Source organism: Anoxybacillus sp. LAT27 (genome assembly GCF_022030075.1).
GTDB lineage: Bacteria > Bacillota > Bacilli > Bacillales > Anoxybacillaceae > Anoxybacillus > Anoxybacillus kestanbolensis.
The window spans coordinates 52,450-70,301 of record NZ_JAIWYK010000421.1 but is presented as its reverse complement, the minus strand read 5'-3'; the positions used below and the strand labels follow the sequence as shown (position 1 = coordinate 70,301).

The following is a 17,852-nucleotide window of genomic DNA, read 5'->3' as shown; positions in this document are numbered from 1 at the left end:
TGTGCGGTTTCGTGCGCCTTCTTTGCCCGTCCATCATTGAACGAGCGTTCGCTCAATATTTTTGAAAGGGCTTTCTTATAACGAAAAGGGGGAGAAACATGGGGAAAACGGTCATTGTTAGTGGGATACGTACACCTTTTGGAAAGTTTGGTGGCGGTTTAAGCGCATTGAGCGCAGCGCAGCTTGGAGGTATCGCGATCAAAGAGGCGCTCGTGCGCGCAAATATGAATGCAAAACATGTTGATGAAGTCGTATTCGGCACCGTATTGCAAGGTGGACAAGGACAACTTCCATCGCGGCAAGCAGCGAGAGAAGCGGGGATTCCGTGGGAGACAAAAACCGAAACGATTAATAAAGTGTGCGCCTCAGGGATGCGTAGCGTCACGCTCGGCGATCAAATCATTCGTGCTGGAGATGCGGACGTCATCGTTGCAGGTGGAATGGAATCGATGAGCAATGCGCCGTATATATTACCGAAAGCACGTTGGGGATTGCGTATGGGCGACTCGACGGTGAAAGATTTAATGGTCTATGATGGATTGACATGCAGTTTTACAGGTGTGCATATGGGTATTTACGGAAGTGAAACAGCAAAAGAGTTAGGCATTACGCGCGAAGAACAAGACCGCTGGGCGTATCGCAGTCATCAATTAGCGATTGCGGCGATCGAAAGCGGCAAATTTGCTGAAGAAATCGTCCCTGTTTCTATTCCACAACGAAAAGGGGAACCGATCACCGTAGCGGTGGATGAATCACCGCGCAAGGATACATCGCTTGAAAAATTAGCGAAACTTGCGCCCGTATTTGATCCAACAGGCACGATTACAGCAGGCAATGCGCCGGGGGTAAACGATGGAGCAGCTGCACTCGTATTAATGAGCGAAGAGCGCGCGCAAAAAGAAGGGCTCACGCCACTTGCGACAATTGTAGCCCATACGGCGATTGCGATTGAAGCGAAAGATTTTCCGAAAACACCAGGCATCGTCATCAACGAATTGTTGCGTAAAACAGGCAAAACCGTAAACGACATTGACTTATTTGAAATTAACGAAGCGTTCGCTACTGTCGCTTTAGCAAGCATGAAAATTGCTGACTTGCCAGAAGAAAAAGTAAATGTAAACGGCGGTGCCATTGCGCTTGGGCATCCGATCGGAGCGAGCGGAGCGCGCATTATGATTACGTTAATTCATGAATTGAAGCGTCGCGGAGGCGGCCTTGGCATTGCAGCGATTTGTAGCGGAGGCGGTCAAGGCGATGCAATAATGATTGAAGTTCATTAATGGGGGATGGGGACATGAAAAAAGTGATGGTTGTTGGCGCAGGCCAAATGGGATCAGGAATTGCCCAAGTGTGCGCAACGGCAGGGTATGATGTCATTTTAAATGATGTCAACGAAGAGCGTGTACAATGGGGGCTCAACAATATTGCAAAAAGCATCAATAAATTTGTTGAAAAAGGAACGTTAAGCGAACCACAGCGCGATGAAGCGATGGATCGCATTCGTACATCGACAAATTTGCAAGATGGAAGCGATGTCGATGTCGTCATTGAAGCTGTTGTTGAAAATATGGATGTGAAAACAGCACTGTTTGCACAACTAGACGAAATTACACCTTCGCATGCCATTCTAGCAACAAATACGTCCTCTTTACCGATTACAGAAATTGCCGCAGCAACGAAACGACCAGAAAAAGTCATTGGCATGCATTTTATGAATCCGGTACCAATTATGAAACTTGTCGAAATTATTCGCGGTCTTGCGACGGCTGACGAAGTGTATGAAGCGATTGAGCAAATGACAAAAACGTTAGGAAAAGTACCGGTTGAAGTGAACGACTTCCCAGGGTTTGTTTCCAATCGTGTATTAATGCCGATGATTAACGAAGCGATTTATTGTTTATACGAAGGCGTTGCCACAAAAGAAGCGATCGACGAAGTGATGAAGCTCGGAATGAATCATCCGATGGGCCCGCTCACTTTAGCGGATTTTATTGGCTTAGATACGTGTTTATACATTATGGAAGTGCTTCATGATGGGCTTGGTGACGATAAATACCGCCCATGTCCGCTTTTACGCAAATATGTGAAAGCGGGTTGGCTCGGACGAAAAACAGGGCGAGGATTTTACACGTACGAATAAAGGAGTTGACACCATGAATTTTCATTTTACAGAAGAACAACAAATGATGCGTCAAATGGTGCGCGAGTTTGCAGCAAATGAAATTGCACCGTTCGTCGAGCGCATGGAGCGTGGGGAGTTTCCGCGGCCCATTCTTGAAAAAATGGCGGAGCTTGGGTTAATGGGCATTACCGTTTCTGAACAATACGGTGGAGCGGGGATGGATTTTACATCATATATCATTGCGATACATGAAATTTCAAAAGTGAGCGCAACCGTTGGAGTCATTTTATCTGTCCATACGTCTGTCGGCACCAATCCGATTTTATATTTTGGAACGGAAGAGCAAAAGCAAAAATATGTGCCGAAGCTAGCGAGCGGGGAATATTTAGGGGCGTTTTGCTTAACGGAGCCAGGGTCAGGATCGGATGCGGCAAGCTTAAAAACGACAGCTATTCGCGACGGCGATCATTACGTATTAAACGGTTCGAAAGTATTTATTACAAATGGTGGAGAAGCGGACACGTACATCGTATTTGCCCGTACAAATCCAGAAGAAAAAGGAAGTAAAGGAGTAAGCGCATTTATCGTTGAAAAACATACCCCAGGTCTTGTCATCGGAAAAGACGAGAAAAAAATGGGGCTTCACGGATCGCGCACCGTTCAATTATCGTTTGAAGATATGCGCGTACCAGCAGAAAATTTGCTCGGTCAAGAAGGCGATGGCTTTAAAATCGCGATGGCTAATTTAGATAGCGGTCGCATCGGAATTGCAGCGCAATCGCTCGGCATTGCGGAAGCAGCGCTTGAACACGCGACGAATTATGCGAAAGAACGCATTCAGTTTGGAAAGCCGATTGCCGAACAACAAGGTATTGCTTTTAAACTAGCCGATATGGCCACGAACGTTGAAGCGGCTAAACTGCTTGTTTATCGTGCAGCGTTTTTACGCTCAAACGGCATGCCGTGTGGAAAAGAAGCATCGATGGCGAAGCTTTTTGCATCGAAAACGGCGATGGAAAACGCTATTGAAGCGGTACAAATTTTCGGAGGCAACGGTTATACCGAAGACTATCCGGTTGAACGATTATTCCGCGATGCGAAAGTATGTGAAATTTACGAAGGAACGAGCGAAATTCAGCGGCTCGTCATTAGTAAACATTTGTTTAGGGGGATGGGGAAATGAACTTTCAATTAAGCGAAGAGCATGAAATGATACGAAAAATGGTGCGCGACTTTGCGAAAAACGAAGTTGCACCAACCGCAGCAGAACGCGATGAAGAAGAACGTTTTGACCGCGACATTTTCAATAAAATGGCAGATCTCGGTTTGACGGGCATCCCATGGCCAGAGGAATACGGCGGTATCGGTAGCGACTATTTGGCATACGTCATCGCGGTGGAAGAGCTTTCAAAGGTATGCGCATCGACGGGAGTGACGCTTTCTGCTCACATTTCATTAGCAAGTTGGCCAATTTATAAATTTGGGACAGAACAACAAAAACAAACGTATTTACGAGCACTAGCGACAGGGGAAAAGCTTGGGGCGTACGGTTTATCTGAGCCGGGTGCAGGTTCTGACGTGTCAGCGATGAAAACGCGTGCGGTGCGTGATGGTGATCATTACGTATTAAACGGTTCAAAAGTATGGATTACAAACGGTGGAGAAGCGGACATTTATGTCGTTTTTGCGGTGACAGATCCAGAGAAAAAACATCGCGGCATTAGCGCATTTATTGTTGAAAAAGGAACGCCTGGTTTTTCGATCGGGAAAAAAGAGAAAAAGCTCGGCATTCGTTCATCGCCAACAACGGAGCTTATTTTTGAAGATTGTCGCATTCCGAAAGAAAATTTGCTCGGTGAAGAAGGAGAAGGATTTAAAATTGCGATGATGACGCTTGATGGCGGTCGAAATGGTATCGCAGCGCAGGCGGTTGGCATCGCGCAAGGGGCGTTAGATGCAGCGGTAGAATATGCGAAAGGACGTATTCAATTCGGCAAGCCGATTGCAGAACAACAAGGCATTGCCTTTAAACTAGCTGATATGGCAACTGCCATTGAAGCTGCGCGTTTACTAACGTATCAAGCGGCGTGGCTCGAATCAAACGGTTTACCGTACGGAAAAGAATCTGCGATGGCGAAATTGTTTGCAGGGGATACAGCAATGAAAGTCACCGTTGAGGCAGTACAAATTTTCGGTGGCTACGGTTATACGAAAGACTATCCAGTCGAACGGTTTATGCGCGATGCAAAAATTACGCAAATTTATGAAGGCACGCAAGAAATTCAACGCATCGTCATTTCAAGAATGTTGACGAAATAGGAGTGATGTGATGAAAAAACGTGAAGTGCCCGCGTCTGTGAAAGACGAACGGCTTGTGAAAAAAAGGCGCAATCAAATGATAAAAGGGGCGATTTCGCTATTTAAGCAAAAGGGGTTTCATCAAACGACGACGCGCGAAATTGCCCGCGCTTCTGGCTTTAGCATCGGAACGTTATACGAATACATTCGCAAAAAAGAAGATGTCCTTTATTTAGTGTGCGATCGGATTTACGATGAAGTGCGCGATCGTATGGAGCAAGCAATCGATACGACAAAAGGGGATTTAGACGGTTTAAAATTAGCGATTGATTACTATTTCCGTGTCGTTGACGAGCTGCAAGACGAAGTGCTCGTCATGTATCAAGAGGCAAAGTCGCTCGGCAAAGAATCGCTTCCGTATGTGCTTAATAAAGAATTGCAAATGGTTGCGATGTTCGAACATATTTTACGACGTTGCGTAGACAATGGGGTATTTTCATTAACGGAACGAGAAATTCAATTGTTTGCACATAACATTTTCGTTCTCGGTCAAATGTGGGGATTCCGTCGTTGGGCGTTGAAAAAAATGTATACGCTCGATGAATATATTGAATTGCAAACAAAGCTATTGCTTGAAGGCATTATGAAGCGGTAGCGAAAGGGGATGGGAGAAACATGGCTCACATTTATCGTCCAAAACATCACGTTCGCTTTGTGACGGCGTCTAGTTTATTTGATGGGCACGATGCAGCCATTAACATTATGCGTCGCATTTTACAAGCAAGCGGAGCGGAGGTCATTCATCTCGGCCATAACCGCTCCGTTGAGGAAATTGTGAACGCCGCCATTCAAGAAGATGTACAAGGAATTGCGGTATCTTCATATCAAGGCGGCCATATGGAGTTTTTTAAATATATGTACGACTTATTACAACAGCGTGGCGCAGGGCATATTCGCATTTACGGCGGTGGCGGTGGCGTCATTATTCCAAGGGAAATAAAAGAGTTGCACGAATACGGCATCGCCCGCATTTTCTCACCAGAAGACGGGCGTCGCTATGGATTGCAAGGAATGATTAACATCATGATGGAAGAATGTGATTTTCCGACCGTCAAGGAAATTACCGATGAAGTAGAGCGATTAGCGAACGGGGACGTTCAAGCGGTGGCGCGCTTAATTACCGTATGCGAAAATCGCGTCAATACTCATAGCGAAGTTGCCGCTACAACGGAAGCGGTTTTGCAACAAGTGAAAGCGATGGCGAAACGCGTACCAGTTATCGGAATTACCGGAACCGGTGGTGCGGGAAAAAGTTCGCTTACTGATGAGCTTGTGCGTCGTTTTTTAAACGAAATTCCCGAGAAAAAAGTGGCGATTTTATCGGTTGACCCGACGAAGCAAAAAACGGGCGGTGCGTTGCTTGGGGATCGCATTCGTATGAACGCCATTTCTTCTCCGCGCGTATATATGCGCAGCTTAGCAACGCGTAGTTCACGTTCGGAATTGTCGCTTGCCATTCAAGACGCGATTGAAGTCGTGAAAGCAGCGGGTTTTGACTTAGTGATTGTGGAAACGAGCGGCATCGGACAAGGGGATGCAGCAATTAAAGATATTTGCGATATTGCGATGTACGTCATGACGAGCGAATTTGGCGCCCCATCTCAGCTTGAAAAAATTGATATGATCGACTATGCCGATCTCATCGTCATTAATAAATTTGAGCGCAAAGGGTCAGAAGATGCGAAGCGTCAAGTACAGAAGCAATATCAGCGAAGCCACCAATTATTTGATCGCGACGTAAGCGAAATGCCTGTATTCGGCACGATCGCAAGCCAATTTAACGATCCGGGAACAAATACGTTATTTGTCGCATTAGTCGACTTAATTAATGAGCGAATGGGCACGAATTGGACGACGACGCTGCAAAAAGTCGATCATGTTGAAAAACAAAACGTCATTATTCCGAACGAACGCCGCCATTATTTGCGTGAAATTGCCGATACGATCCGACAATATCATAAGCGCGTCAATGAACAATGTGAAATTGCTCGTCGCGTATTTCAGCTCGAAGGCGCCATCGAAACGATGAATGAGCGCCATCATGAACAAGCATTAGCAGCCTTGCAAGAGGCAAAGCGGTCATATGAAGAAAAATTAACGCCAGAGTCAAGAAAACTATTAGCTTCATGGGAAGATGTCAAAAAGAAATATGCCGCTAAAGAGTTTGTGACGAAAGTGCGCGATAAAGAAATCGTCACCCCGCTCACAACGAAAAGTTTAGCAGGTTTAGATATTCCAAAGGTCGCGTTACCAAAGTTTAAAGATTACGGAGAAATTTTACGATGGCTTTATAAGGAAAATGTGCCAGGTGTATTCCCGTTTACAGCAGGTGTGTTCCCGTTTAAACGACAAGAGGAAGATCCGAAGCGGCAATTTGCAGGAGAAGGTACGCCAGAGCGAACGAATCGGCGCTTCCATTACTTATGCAAAGACGATCCGGCGAAACGGTTAAGCACCGCCTTCGACTCTGTGACGTTATATGGAGAAGACCCGAATGAACGTCCAGACATTTTCGGGAAAATTGGCGAAAGCGGCGTAAGCGTTTGTACGTTAGACGACATGAAAAAGCTATACAAAGGATTTGATTTATGCGACCCACTTACATCCGTATCGATGACAATTAACGGTCCTGCGCCGATCATTTTAGCGATGTTTATGAATACGGCGATTGATCAACAAGTAGAGAAAAAAGAAGCAGAGCTTGGGCGAAAGTTGACGAAAGAAGAATATGAGCAAGTGAAAGCGCAAACGTTACAGACGGTACGCGGAACAGTTCAAGCGGATATTTTAAAAGAGGATCAAGGACAAAATACGTGCATCTTCTCAACGGAATTTGCGTTGCGTATGATGGGGGACATTCAACAATATTTCATTGACAATCGCGTTCGTAACTATTATTCTGTGTCGATTTCAGGCTACCACATTGCCGAAGCAGGCGCAAACCCGATTACGCAATTGGCATTTACGCTAGCAAACGGTTTTACGTACGTGGAATATTATTTAAGCCGAGGCATGCACATCGATGATTTTGCGCCAAACTTATCATTTTTCTTCAGCAACGGTCTCGATCCAGAATATACTGTCATCGGTCGCGTAGCCCGACGCATTTGGGCGGTTGCGATGCGTGAAAAATACGGGGCAAATGAACGAAGCCAAAAGTTGAAATATCACATCCAAACATCAGGACGTTCGCTTCACGCGCAAGAAATTGACTTTAACGACATTCGTACAACACTACAGGCGCTTATGGCGCTTCATGATAACTGTAACTCATTGCATACGAACGCCTACGATGAGGCGATCACAACACCGACCGAAGAGTCTGTTCGTCGCGCGATGGCGATTCAGCTCATCATTACAAAAGAGCATGGATTAACGAAAAACGAAAATCCGCTACAAGGTTCATTTATTATCGAAGAATTAACCGACTTAGTGGAAGAGGCGGTATTAAAAGAGTTTGAGCGCCTTGATGAACGCGGTGGCGTGCTTGGTGCGATGGAAATGCAATATCAACGCGGTAAAATCCAAGATGAATCGATGTATTATGAAATGAAAAAACATAGCGGAGAACTGCCGATCATCGGGGTAAACACATATTTAAACCCGAACGCAGCGGTTGAAGAAGAAATTGAAAGCCTACAGCTTGCACGCGCATCATACGAAGAAAAGCAATTACAACTTGAAAACTTACGCAAATTCCATGAAGAACATAAAGACGAAGTGGAAGCGGCGCTCGCTCGTTTAAAACATGTCGCAGTAAGCGGTGGCAACATTTTTGCTGAGTTGATGGAAACAGTCAGAGTAGCAAGCTTAGGACAAATTACGAAAGCGTTGTATGAAGTCGGTGGACAATATCGCCGCAATATGTAATGTCGGGGGATGTCCCGACATTTTTTTTGGGCAACCGTCTAGCATAAAGTAAATGAATTTGTTTATAATGAATGGTATGGATTTTTGTTGTTTTCATACGTTGGAGAAAGGGAGTGCGGAAAGTGAGTTTGGAGCAATACTCTCAAGAACAATTGCGAGAGATGTCTTTCGTCGAACTTGCGTATTTGCTATTGTGTGAGAAAAAACAGACGGTGTCATTTCAAGAGATGGTCGAGCAACTCGTCGCGATGAAAGGGCTATCTGAAAGTGAAGTAAGCGCACGACTAGCGCAGTTTTATACAGATTTAAACGTCGACGGCCGGTTTATTTGTGTTGGGGAAACGGCTTGGGGCTTACGTTCATGGTATCCGTATGATCAAACAGAAGACGAAGCGGTGCCTGTAGAACGCGTGAAGAAGAAGAAAAAAGTGGCGGATGACTTTGATGACTTTGATGACATGGTCGATGAGGACGAATTAGTATATGACGATTTAGATGAGGAATTATTGGACGACGAAGAATTGTTAGACGACGATTTTGAATTAGATGAAGATGAAGAAGTGATTGACGACTTATTAGACGAAGAACTAGATTTAGATGATGAACCGATTGATGAAGAGCTAGATGTCGTCGATGAAGAATTAGAGTTAGGAGAAGATGAGGAATTATAACCTTGACTTTTTACCTCGATATATGTAGAATTCTGTTTGGGCTCTTTTCATAGAGATACGTTCGCTCCCTTACATATTTGTAAGCGGAGCGTTTTTATTTTTCCCCGAATTCGCACACACTGTAACTATTCCAAATGAATCGAGGGGGAAGGTCATGACAAAATATATTTTTGTAACAGGTGGCGTCGTATCATCGCTTGGGAAAGGAATTACGGCTGCTTCACTTGGTCGCTTATTAAAAAATCGCGGCTTGAAAGTGACCATTCAAAAATTTGATCCGTACATTAACGTTGACCCAGGAACGATGAGTCCGTATCAACATGGAGAAGTGTTTGTCACAGATGACGGGGCGGAAACGGACTTAGATTTAGGCCATTACGAGCGCTTTATTGACATTAATTTAAACAAATACAGCAACGTCACAACAGGAAAAATTTATTCCACCGTATTGAAAAAAGAACGTCGCGGCGATTATTTAGGAGGAACGGTACAAGTTATTCCGCACATTACGAACGAAATTAAAGAGCGTGTGTTTAGGGCAGGACGTGAGACGAATGCGGATGTTGTTATTACCGAAATCGGTGGAACGGTTGGCGACATTGAATCTCTTCCATTTTTAGAGGCCATTCGTCAAATTAAAAGCGATGTCGGTCGCGACAATGTGATGTACATTCATTGTACACTTGTGCCGTATATTAAAGCGGCAGGTGAAATGAAAACGAAACCGACGCAACATAGCGTCAAAGAATTGCGCAGCTTAGGTATTCAGCCAAACGTCATCGTCGTGCGCACAGAAATGCCGATGTCTCAAGATATGAAAGATAAAATTGCTTTGTTCTGCGACATCGATCCGAAAGCGGTTATTGAAGCGCGCGATGCCGATACGCTATACGCTGTACCGCTTATGCTTCAAGAACAAAAATTAGATCAAATTGTTTGTGAACATTTAAAACTAAACTGCAACGAAGCGGATATGACAGAGTGGGTTGCGCTTGTTGAAAAAGTGCGCAACTTATCAAACAAAACGACGATTGCGCTCGTTGGAAAATATGTTGAACTACAAGATGCGTATATTTCTGTCGTCGAAGCGTTACGTCATGCAGGATATGCCTTTGATGCTGACATCGATATTCGTTGGATTAACTCCGAGCATGTCGATCGAAACAATGTCGCTCAGTTGCTTCAAGGGGTAAATGGTATTCTCGTTCCGGGCGGATTTGGCGACCGCGGCATCGAAGGAAAAATTGAGGCGATTCGCTATGCGCGTGAACAGCGTATCCCATTCCTTGGCATTTGTTTAGGTATGCAGCTAGCGTCTGTCGAGTTCGCTCGTCATGTCGTCGGCTTAAAAGGTGCGCATTCAGCGGAAATCGATCCAAGCACACCGCATCCAATTATTGACTTATTGCCAGAACAAAAGGACATTGAAGATTTAGGTGGAACGCTTCGCCTCGGCTTATATCCGTGCAAGCTTGTGGAAGGAACGAAAGCGTACGACGCATATCAAGATGAGGTCGTTTATGAACGCCATCGCCATCGTTATGAGTTTAACAACGAGTACCGTACGATGATGGAAGAGAACGGTTTTGTTTTTTCAGGTACAAGCCCAGATGGCCGTCTTGTCGAAATTGTCGAATTGAAAGATCACCCATGGTTTGTTGCGGCACAGTTCCATCCGGAGTTTACATCTCGTCCGACGCGTCCACAGCCGCTTTTCCGCGAATTTATTCGCGCATCGTTGCAAAAATAAAGGAGGATGTCCGATATGGGCATCCTCTTACTCGTATTCTGCGACAATTTCTTGCGTCATGAGCGCTAAGCTATGATACGCAAATAAAGCGGCAACAGCGGAAGGAAAGCCGATGCGCGTGCCATCTTCTGCGGGAACGAGCGGCTGTTTTAAACATAAATCAATATGCACGTCGACGTAATCAACAAGTGTTTGTGTCGTTTCTTCTATGATGGATGACATACCGATCGTCCATATGTTTTGTTCTTGAAGTTGTTTAGCGATGCGAATCGCTTCTTCATTTGTACAAAAACGTGAAACGATAAGCACGCGATCAGCAGTTTTCACTTCGTTTATATCTAGCCGTTTTACGTTTGGTAGCTTTTCAGCTCCATAAAGCGCCTCCGCAGCAACTGCTTCCATTTCATCGATGCCGTAAATAAAAATCGTTCCGTTACTAATGACTGCTTGTGCGAGTAGGCGGGCAGCATCTTCAAACTGTTCCTCTTCTTGTGTGCTTATTCGTTGAAACACACCTGTAAGTTGTGTCGATAATATTTTTAACATGGTAAATCCCCTTTTCATGCGACATCATTTATGTTGTTCATTATATTAAAAAATAAAAAAATGATCAAAATTCGAACATAAGGCAGGATAAATGGTAAAAATTTCGAAGTAATGATACGATAATAAAAATAGGAACTTTCCATACGAAAAAGAGAAAATAAGAGGTGTTTATATGGCGGGGAAGATTTTAATTGTGGACGACCAGTTTGGCATTCGTATTTTATTAAACGAAGTGTTTCAAAAAGAAGGATACGAAACGTATCAGGCAGCCAATGGTGTTCAGGCGCTTGATTTATTTGCGCAACATTCTCCAGACTTAGTGTTGTTAGATATGAAAATCCCAGGCATGGATGGGGTTGAAATTTTAAAGAAAATGAAAGAGATGAATGAAAACGTTAAAGTTATCGTCATGACGGCCTACGGTGAACTAGATATGATTCATGAGACGAAAAAGCTCGGTGCGCTGACTCATTTTGCGAAACCTTTTGACATAGACGATATGCGTGATGCAGTGAAAAAATATATCGGTTAACCATTGACAGCTTTTTGAACTTTTTTCACAAAGTTTCGTCCGTTTCAGTGAATAATGTTGATGTGTGGAAACAAAGTTTGTTATTCTTATAATGTACATACTATTCGATGTCGTCTTGTATAAATTTGTCGTATTTTGGTCATTGTACATGTGAAAGGCGCTTTCGGATAGTGAATTATGGCTACATTTAAGGAGGATTCAGCGATGCCTTTAGTTTCAATGACGGAAATGCTTAAACAAGCATTGGCAGGCAAGTATGCGGTCGGTCAATTCAATATTAACAACTTAGAATGGACACAAGCAATTTTAGCAGCGGCGGAAGAAGAAAAATCTCCTGTCATTCTCGGTGTGTCAGAAGGGGCAGCTCGCTACATGGGCGGCTTTAAAACTGTCGTGAACATGGTGAAAGGGTTAATGGAAGACATGAACATTACTGTTCCTGTCGCTATTCACCTTGATCACGGTTCAAGCTTTGAAAAATGTAAAGCAGCGATCGACGCTGGATTTACATCAGTCATGATCGATGCATCGCATCATCCGTTTGAAGAAAACGTTGAAATTACATCAAAAGTTGTCGAGTACGCTCATGCGCGTGGTGTATCGGTTGAAGCGGAGCTCGGAACTGTTGGTGGACAAGAAGATGATGTGGTGGCAGAAGGGATCATTTATGCAAATCCAGATGAGTGCGAAGAGCTTGTGAAGCGCACAGGCATTGACTGTTTAGCGCCAGCGCTCGGTTCTGTACACGGTCCATACAAGGGAGAACCGAAATTAGGTTTTAAAGAGATGGAAGAAATTCGCGATCGTACAGGTGTACCGCTCGTATTACACGGTGGCACAGGTATTCCGACAGAACAAATTCAACGTGCTATTTCGCTCGGTACATCAAAAATTAACGTCAATACAGAAAACCAAATGGCGTTTACAAAAGTGGTGCGCGAAGTATTAGCAAAAGATGAAAAAGTGTACGATCCGCGCAAATTCCTCGGCCCTGGCCGCGATGCGATTAAAGAAACAGTGATTGGCAAAATGCGCGAATTCGGTTCTTCCGGCAAAGCGTTGTAAGGCAAGCCGCACCGTTTCAGCCTTGCTGAAGCGGGCGGTTTTGTTTCATTCCAATTTTGAAAGCGTTTAGGAGGTTGAAAATTATGAAATTTTTTATTGACACAGCGAACATTGATGAAATTCGCCACGCCCATGAACTTGGCATTTTAGCGGGAGTAACGACAAACCCGAGCCTCGTCGCAAAAGAAAACGTATCGTTCCACGATCGTCTTCGTGAAATTACTTCTCTCGTTTCTGGCTCCGTTAGCGCCGAAGTCATTGCTACAGACGCAGAAGGGATGATCGCAGAAGGGGAAGAATTAGCGAAAATTGCGCCAAACATTACAATTAAAGTGCCGATGACGCCAGAAGGACTCAAAGCGGTTAAAGTATTTAGCGAAAAAGGTATTAAAACAAACGTGACCCTTGTCTTTAGTGCCAACCAAGCGTTATTAGCGGCACGCGCCGGTGCGACGTACGTATCGCCGTTTTTAGGCCGTTTAGACGATATCGGTCATAATGGTTTAGACTTAATTGAAACGATCGCTAACATTTTTGCGATTCACGACATCGACACAGAGATTATCGCTGCGTCCATTCGTCATCCACAACATGTGACCGAAGCCGCATTAAAAGGAGCGCACATTGCGACCGTTCCTTACAATGTACTTATGCAACTATTTAAACATCCGTTAACAGACCAAGGCATCGAAAAGTTTTTAGCAGACTGGAACAAAGCAAATCAAAAATAATAAAGCAGTTTTCCGTCGCATTTTATGACTTGCTTTGCGAGAAGGGAGACGTATATGGAAAAGTTAAAAATCGTTGGCGGTGACCTCCTTCAAGGTTCCGTGCGCATTAGTGGAGCGAAAAATAGCGCCGTCGCGCTCATTCCAGCCGCTATTTTAGCAAACTCACCTGTAGTCATTGAAGGATTGCCGAACATTTCAGACGTTCATGTGCTCGGACAATTAATCGAAGAAATTGGCGGTGCTTTTCATTTCGATGAAAACGAAGTCGTCATCGATCCGTCACATATCGTTTCTATGCCTTTGCCGAACGGAAAAGTAAAAAAATTACGCGCTTCCTATTACTTGATGGGCGCGATGCTTGGACGGTTTAAAAAAGCGGTCATCGGTCTTCCCGGTGGTTGCCATTTAGGGCCGCGCCCAATTGACCAGCACATCAAGGGCTTTGAGGCGCTTGGGGCAAAAGTGACAAACGAACAAGGTGCCATTTATTTACGGGCGGAAGAGCTTCGCGGGGCACGCATTTATTTGGACGTCGTTAGCGTGGGGGCGACAATTAACATTATGTTAGCTGCCGTCTTGGCGAAAGGGAGAACGATTATTGAAAATGCGGCAAAAGAGCCAGAAATTATTGACGTTGCGACGCTATTGACAAACATGGGTGCGCGCATTAAAGGGGCAGGAACAGACGTCATTCGTATTGACGGCGTGGAACAGTTGCACGGTTGCCGCCATTCCATTATTCCGGATCGCATTGAAGCGGGAACGTATATGATTATCGGTGCGGCTATGGGGAAAGAAATGATTATTGACAACGTCATTCCGCAACATTTAGAGGCTGTCATTGCAAAAATGCGTGAAATGGGCGTTGTTGTCGAAACGAGCGATGACCAAATTTTTGTTGCGACGAAAGAACATCTTCGTGCTGTCGATATTAAAACGCTCGTTTACCCTGGTTTTCCGACCGATTTACAACAGCCATTCACTTCACTATTAACGAAAGCGTCTGGGACGAGCATTGTGACAGATACAATTTATAGCGCCCGATTTAAACATATCGATGAGTTGCGGCGCATGAATGCGAACGTAAAAGTCGAAGGGCGTTCAGCGATCATTACAGGTCCATCCCGACTGCAAGGAGCGAAAGTGCGTGCCACTGATTTGCGTGCAGGAGCTGCACTTGTGGTCGCGGGATTAATGGCCGAAGGGGTTACAGAAATTACAGGGTTGGAACATATTGACCGTGGCTATAGCAACTTAGTTGACAAACTTGCTAATCTTGGCGCAACGATTTGGCGCGAACAAATGACCGAGCAAGAAATCGAACAACTAAAGAACACATAATGCAACAAAGGGGAGAGGGAGAAACGATGGAAAGAAGCTTATCGATGGAGCTTGTCCGTGTAACAGAAGCCGCAGCACTAGCTGCAGCGCGCTGGATGGGGCGCGGCAAAAAAGATGAAGCGGATGAGGCAGCCACGTCTGCGATGCGCGATGTATTCGACACAGTCCCGATGAAAGGAACGGTTGTCATCGGTGAGGGGGAAATGGATGAAGCACCGATGTTATACATTGGGGAAAAGCTTGGCAACGGTTACGGCCCGCGCGTCGATGTCGCAGTCGATCCGCTTGAGGGAACAAACATTGTCGCCTCTGGTGGCTGGAATGCGTTAGCGGTCGTCGCTGTGGCGGATCATGGTAACTTGCTTCATGCGCCAGATATGTACATGGATAAAATTGCTGTTGGTCCGGAAGCGGTCGGCATGATCGACATTAACGCTCCGATTATCGATAATTTAAAAGCGGTAGCGAAAGCGAAAAACAAGGATATTGAAGACGTTGTGGCGATTATTTTAAATCGTCCACGCCACGAGCGCATTATTGCGGAATTGCGCGAGGCGGGGGCACGTATTAAGCTCATCAATGACGGTGACGTCGCCGCTGCCATTAATACAGCGTTTGACCATACGGGTGTAGACATTTTATTTGGCTCAGGAGGCGCACCAGAAGGGGTATTAGCGGCTGTCGCGCTGAAATGTCTCGGTGGAGAAATACAAGGGAAACTATTGCCACAAAACGATGCTGAGTTGGAACGATGCAAAAAAATGGGGCTAGATGTGAACCGTGTATTGCGTATGGAAGATCTCGTCAAAGGAGACGACGCTATTTTTGCAGCAACGGGTGTAACGGACGGAGAATTGTTGCGGGGGGTACAATTTAAAGGGGCATATGGCGAAACACACTCCGTTGTTATGCGTGCGAAATCGGGCACGGTTCGTTTCATTGAAGGACGGCACAGCTTAAAGAAAAAGCCGAACCTCGTCATCAAATAATCGCGGGATGCGCGAACTTTTCGCGCTCTCGCTCTTTTTCTATTGATTGACAATATAAAAAAAGGGTAAAATAGTCGTGTCATGTCTCTTCTCGTAATCATCTTTTCATCTTCGCTGTTTCCAATCCAACGAGCAATTCATGAAAATTAAATAAAAGAGTGGTGTAAGTATGGAGTTAGGAGATTTAACGATTGCAACGCTAGAAAATATGACGATTAAAGAGCTATATGAGTTAGCTCGCCAATACAAAATTTCGTATTACAGTAAACTGACAAAGAAAGAATTGATTTTTGCCATTTTAAAAGCGCGCGCGGAACAAGACGGCCTCTTTTTCATGGAAGGTGTGCTTGAAATTATTCAATCAGAAGGATTTGGTTTTTTACGTCCAATTAACTATTCCCCTAGTTCGGAAGATATTTATATTTCCGCATCGCAAATTCGCCGCTTTGATTTGCGCAACGGTGATAAAGTATCAGGAAAAGTACGCCCTCCAAAAGAAAACGAACGATATTTCGGTCTGCTACATGTCGAAGCTGTAAACGGAGAAGACCCAGAAATCGCAAAAGAGCGCGTTCACTTCCCAGCGCTTACGCCGCTTTATCCAAACCGACAAATGAAGCTCGAAACGACACCGGACAAACTATCGACTCGCCTCATCGATTTAATCGCTCCGATTGGATTCGGTCAGCGCGGTTTAATTGTCGCGCCTCCAAAAGCGGGAAAAACGATGTTGTTAAAAGAAATTGCCAACAGCATTACAACAAATCACCCAGATGTTGAGCTCATTGTCTTACTCATTGATGAGCGTCCAGAAGAGGTGACGGATATTGAACGTTCCGTATCGGCTGATGTCGTGAGCTCGACGTTTGATGAAGTGCCAGAAAATCATATTAAAGTGGCGGAGCTTGTGCTTGAACGCGCGATGCGTCTTGTTGAACATAAACGTGACGTCGTCATTTTAATGGATAGTATTACGCGTTTAGCGCGCGCATACAACTTAGTCATTCCGCCGAGCGGACGAACGCTTTCAGGAGGAATTGATCCGGCTGCATTCCACCGTCCGAAACGGTTTTTCGGAGCGGCGCGGAATATTGAAGAAGGTGGCAGTTTAACGATTTTAGCGACCGCTCTTGTTGATACAGGGTCGCGCATGGATGATGTCATTTACGAAGAATTTAAAGGAACGGGAAATATGGAGCTTCATCTTGATCGCTCATTAGCGGAAAAACGGATTTTCCCTGCCATTGACATTCGTCGTTCAGGTACACGAAAAGAAGAATTGTTAATTCCGAGAGAACATTTAGAAAAATTGTGGACTATTCGCAAGACGATGTCGGATACGCCAGACTTTATTGAGCGTTTTATTCACCGACTAAAGCAAACGAAAACGAATGAAGAGTTTTTTGCGATGTTAGACGAAGAGTGGAAAGCAGCTGGAAATTTAAAACGGTTATAAATGGATAGTTGCAAAACAACGGAACGGTTGTTATAATTTTATCATGTGTGTTTTTCATTGCATATAAACTCTGTTTCGAAAAGATTCAGGGCGGAAGGAGATGAAATGAGATGAAAGCAGGAATCCATCCAAACTATAAAAAAGTGATGGTTAAATGCGCGTGTGGAAACGAGTTTGAGAGCGGTTCTGTTAAAGACGAAGTGCGCGTAGAAATTTGCTCAGCGTGCCATCCATTCTACACAGGACGTCAAAAATTCGCTTCTGCTGCAGGACGTGTTGATAAATTTAACAAAAAATACGGCCTTAAGTAATCCGTATGTCATGAAAACAGGCAAGCGAACATTTTTCACTTGCCTGTTTTTTTCGTAAGATAGGAGAGTATAAAATTTTACGATTAGGTGGAGCGTTGTCTAGCTCCAAG

General features: G+C 44.7%; 16 protein-coding genes. 15 read left to right on the top strand and 1 reads right to left on the bottom strand.

Features of this window, described 5'->3' with window-relative positions:
* Window positions 1-98 precede the first annotated feature (98 nt).
* From LD028_RS10425 to LD028_RS10390, 8 genes are all read left to right on the top strand, one after another.
* Entirely contained in the window at window positions 99-1,280 is a 1,182-nt protein-coding gene (locus LD028_RS10425) for an acetyl-CoA C-acetyltransferase (protein WP_237811769.1), read from the top strand.
* A 14-nt stretch (window positions 1,281-1,294) separates the two neighbouring features.
* A complete protein-coding gene (locus tag LD028_RS10420; RefSeq protein WP_237811768.1) occupies window positions 1,295-2,140 on the top strand; it encodes a 3-hydroxybutyryl-CoA dehydrogenase in 846 nt (281 codons plus the stop codon).
* A 13-nt stretch (window positions 2,141-2,153) separates the two neighbouring features.
* Window positions 2,154-3,305 carry an acyl-CoA dehydrogenase gene (locus tag LD028_RS10415; RefSeq protein ID WP_006320995.1) on the top strand — a complete coding sequence of 384 codons (1,152 nt, stop codon included), beginning with the start codon at window positions 2,154-2,156 and terminating at the stop codon, window positions 3,303-3,305.
* A complete protein-coding gene (locus tag LD028_RS10410; RefSeq protein WP_006320994.1) occupies window positions 3,302-4,441 on the top strand; it encodes an acyl-CoA dehydrogenase in 1,140 nt (379 codons plus the stop codon). Before LD028_RS10415 ends, LD028_RS10410 begins: the two co-directional genes overlap by 4 nt.
* A 10-nt stretch (window positions 4,442-4,451) precedes the next feature.
* Window positions 4,452-5,075 carry a TetR/AcrR family transcriptional regulator gene (locus LD028_RS10405; RefSeq protein WP_035020162.1) on the top strand — a complete coding sequence of 208 codons (624 nt, stop codon included), beginning with the start codon at window positions 4,452-4,454 and terminating at the stop codon, window positions 5,073-5,075.
* 20 nt (window positions 5,076-5,095) lie between these two features.
* Window positions 5,096-8,350 (top strand): fused isobutyryl-CoA mutase/GTPase IcmF, encoded by a 3,255-nt coding sequence (gene icmF, locus LD028_RS10400; RefSeq protein ID WP_237811767.1) that lies wholly within the window; start codon window positions 5,096-5,098, stop codon window positions 8,348-8,350.
* A 71-nt stretch (window positions 8,351-8,421) separates the two neighbouring features.
* Window positions 8,422-9,021 carry a DNA-directed RNA polymerase subunit delta gene (gene rpoE / locus LD028_RS10395; protein WP_255706719.1) on the top strand — a complete coding sequence of 200 codons (600 nt, stop codon included), beginning with the start codon at window positions 8,422-8,424 and terminating at the stop codon, window positions 9,019-9,021.
* A gap of 154 nt (window positions 9,022-9,175) precedes the next feature.
* Window positions 9,176-10,771 carry a CTP synthase gene (locus LD028_RS10390; RefSeq protein ID WP_237811765.1) on the top strand — a complete coding sequence of 532 codons (1,596 nt, stop codon included), beginning with the start codon at window positions 9,176-9,178 and terminating at the stop codon, window positions 10,769-10,771.
* Between the two features lie 27 nt (window positions 10,772-10,798).
* On the opposite strand, the gene LD028_RS10385 is transcribed toward LD028_RS10390, so the two are convergent.
* Window positions 10,799-11,317: a DUF2529 domain-containing protein gene (locus LD028_RS10385; RefSeq protein ID WP_237811764.1), complete on the bottom strand. Its 519-nt coding sequence runs from the start codon at window positions 11,315-11,317 to the stop codon at window positions 10,799-10,801.
* A 172-nt stretch (window positions 11,318-11,489) separates the two neighbouring features.
* Between LD028_RS10385 and LD028_RS10380 the strand changes: the two genes are divergently transcribed.
* From LD028_RS10380 to rpmE, 7 genes are all read left to right on the top strand, one after another.
* Window positions 11,490-11,849: a response regulator gene (locus tag LD028_RS10380; protein WP_006320988.1), complete on the top strand. Its 360-nt coding sequence runs from the start codon at window positions 11,490-11,492 to the stop codon at window positions 11,847-11,849.
* Window positions 11,850-12,053: 204 nt separating this feature from the next.
* The gene (locus LD028_RS10375) at window positions 12,054-12,914 is read left to right on the top strand and encodes a class II fructose-bisphosphate aldolase (RefSeq protein WP_009360981.1); all 861 of its coding nucleotides are present in this window, start codon (window positions 12,054-12,056) and stop codon (window positions 12,912-12,914) included.
* An 83-nt stretch (window positions 12,915-12,997) separates the two neighbouring features.
* On the top strand, window positions 12,998-13,645 hold the full coding sequence (fsa, locus tag LD028_RS10370) for a fructose-6-phosphate aldolase (RefSeq protein ID WP_035020152.1): 648 nt from the start codon (window positions 12,998-13,000) through the stop codon (window positions 13,643-13,645).
* A gap of 54 nt (window positions 13,646-13,699) precedes the next feature.
* Window positions 13,700-14,986 carry a UDP-N-acetylglucosamine 1-carboxyvinyltransferase gene (locus LD028_RS10365; protein WP_077429160.1) on the top strand — a complete coding sequence of 429 codons (1,287 nt, stop codon included), beginning with the start codon at window positions 13,700-13,702 and terminating at the stop codon, window positions 14,984-14,986.
* A gap of 26 nt (window positions 14,987-15,012) precedes the next feature.
* Window positions 15,013-15,975, top strand: coding sequence for a class II fructose-bisphosphatase (gene glpX / locus LD028_RS10360; protein WP_035020150.1), 963 nt, complete (start codon window positions 15,013-15,015; stop codon window positions 15,973-15,975).
* Window positions 15,976-16,144: 169 nt separating this feature from the next.
* Window positions 16,145-17,431: a transcription termination factor Rho gene (gene rho, locus LD028_RS10355; RefSeq protein ID WP_012576203.1), complete on the top strand. Its 1,287-nt coding sequence runs from the start codon at window positions 16,145-16,147 to the stop codon at window positions 17,429-17,431.
* Between the two features lie 110 nt (window positions 17,432-17,541).
* Window positions 17,542-17,742: a 50S ribosomal protein L31 gene (gene rpmE, locus LD028_RS10350; protein ID WP_003397039.1), complete on the top strand. Its 201-nt coding sequence runs from the start codon at window positions 17,542-17,544 to the stop codon at window positions 17,740-17,742.
* Window positions 17,743-17,852: the final 110 nt, after the last annotated feature.

What these genes read in the sequence shown, in the direction of transcription:
- LD028_RS10425 (WP_237811769.1), top strand. Translation starts at nt 99, where the DNA reads ATGGGGAAAACGGTCATTGTTAGTGGGATACGTACACCTTTTGGAAAG.
- LD028_RS10420 (WP_237811768.1), top strand. Translation starts at nt 1,295, where the DNA reads ATGAAAAAAGTGATGGTTGTTGGCGCAGGCCAAATGGGATCAGGAATT.
- LD028_RS10415 (WP_006320995.1), top strand. Translation starts at nt 2,154, where the DNA reads ATGAATTTTCATTTTACAGAAGAACAACAAATGATGCGTCAAATGGTG.
- LD028_RS10410 (WP_006320994.1), top strand. Translation starts at nt 3,302, where the DNA reads ATGAACTTTCAATTAAGCGAAGAGCATGAAATGATACGAAAAATGGTG.
- LD028_RS10405 (WP_035020162.1), top strand. Translation starts at nt 4,452, where the DNA reads ATGAAAAAACGTGAAGTGCCCGCGTCTGTGAAAGACGAACGGCTTGTG.
- icmF (WP_237811767.1), top strand. Translation starts at nt 5,096, where the DNA reads ATGGCTCACATTTATCGTCCAAAACATCACGTTCGCTTTGTGACGGCG.
- rpoE (WP_255706719.1), top strand. Translation starts at nt 8,422, where the DNA reads ATGGTATGGATTTTTGTTGTTTTCATACGTTGGAGAAAGGGAGTGCGG.
- LD028_RS10390 (WP_237811765.1), top strand. Translation starts at nt 9,176, where the DNA reads ATGACAAAATATATTTTTGTAACAGGTGGCGTCGTATCATCGCTTGGG.
- LD028_RS10385 (WP_237811764.1), bottom strand. Translation starts at nt 11,317, where the DNA reads ATGTTAAAAATATTATCGACACAACTTACAGGTGTGTTTCAACGAATA.
- LD028_RS10380 (WP_006320988.1), top strand. Translation starts at nt 11,490, where the DNA reads ATGGCGGGGAAGATTTTAATTGTGGACGACCAGTTTGGCATTCGTATT.
- LD028_RS10375 (WP_009360981.1), top strand. Translation starts at nt 12,054, where the DNA reads ATGCCTTTAGTTTCAATGACGGAAATGCTTAAACAAGCATTGGCAGGC.
- fsa (WP_035020152.1), top strand. Translation starts at nt 12,998, where the DNA reads ATGAAATTTTTTATTGACACAGCGAACATTGATGAAATTCGCCACGCC.
- LD028_RS10365 (WP_077429160.1), top strand. Translation starts at nt 13,700, where the DNA reads ATGGAAAAGTTAAAAATCGTTGGCGGTGACCTCCTTCAAGGTTCCGTG.
- glpX (WP_035020150.1), top strand. Translation starts at nt 15,013, where the DNA reads ATGGAAAGAAGCTTATCGATGGAGCTTGTCCGTGTAACAGAAGCCGCA.
- rho (WP_012576203.1), top strand. Translation starts at nt 16,145, where the DNA reads ATGGAGTTAGGAGATTTAACGATTGCAACGCTAGAAAATATGACGATT.
- rpmE (WP_003397039.1), top strand. Translation starts at nt 17,542, where the DNA reads ATGAAAGCAGGAATCCATCCAAACTATAAAAAAGTGATGGTTAAATGC.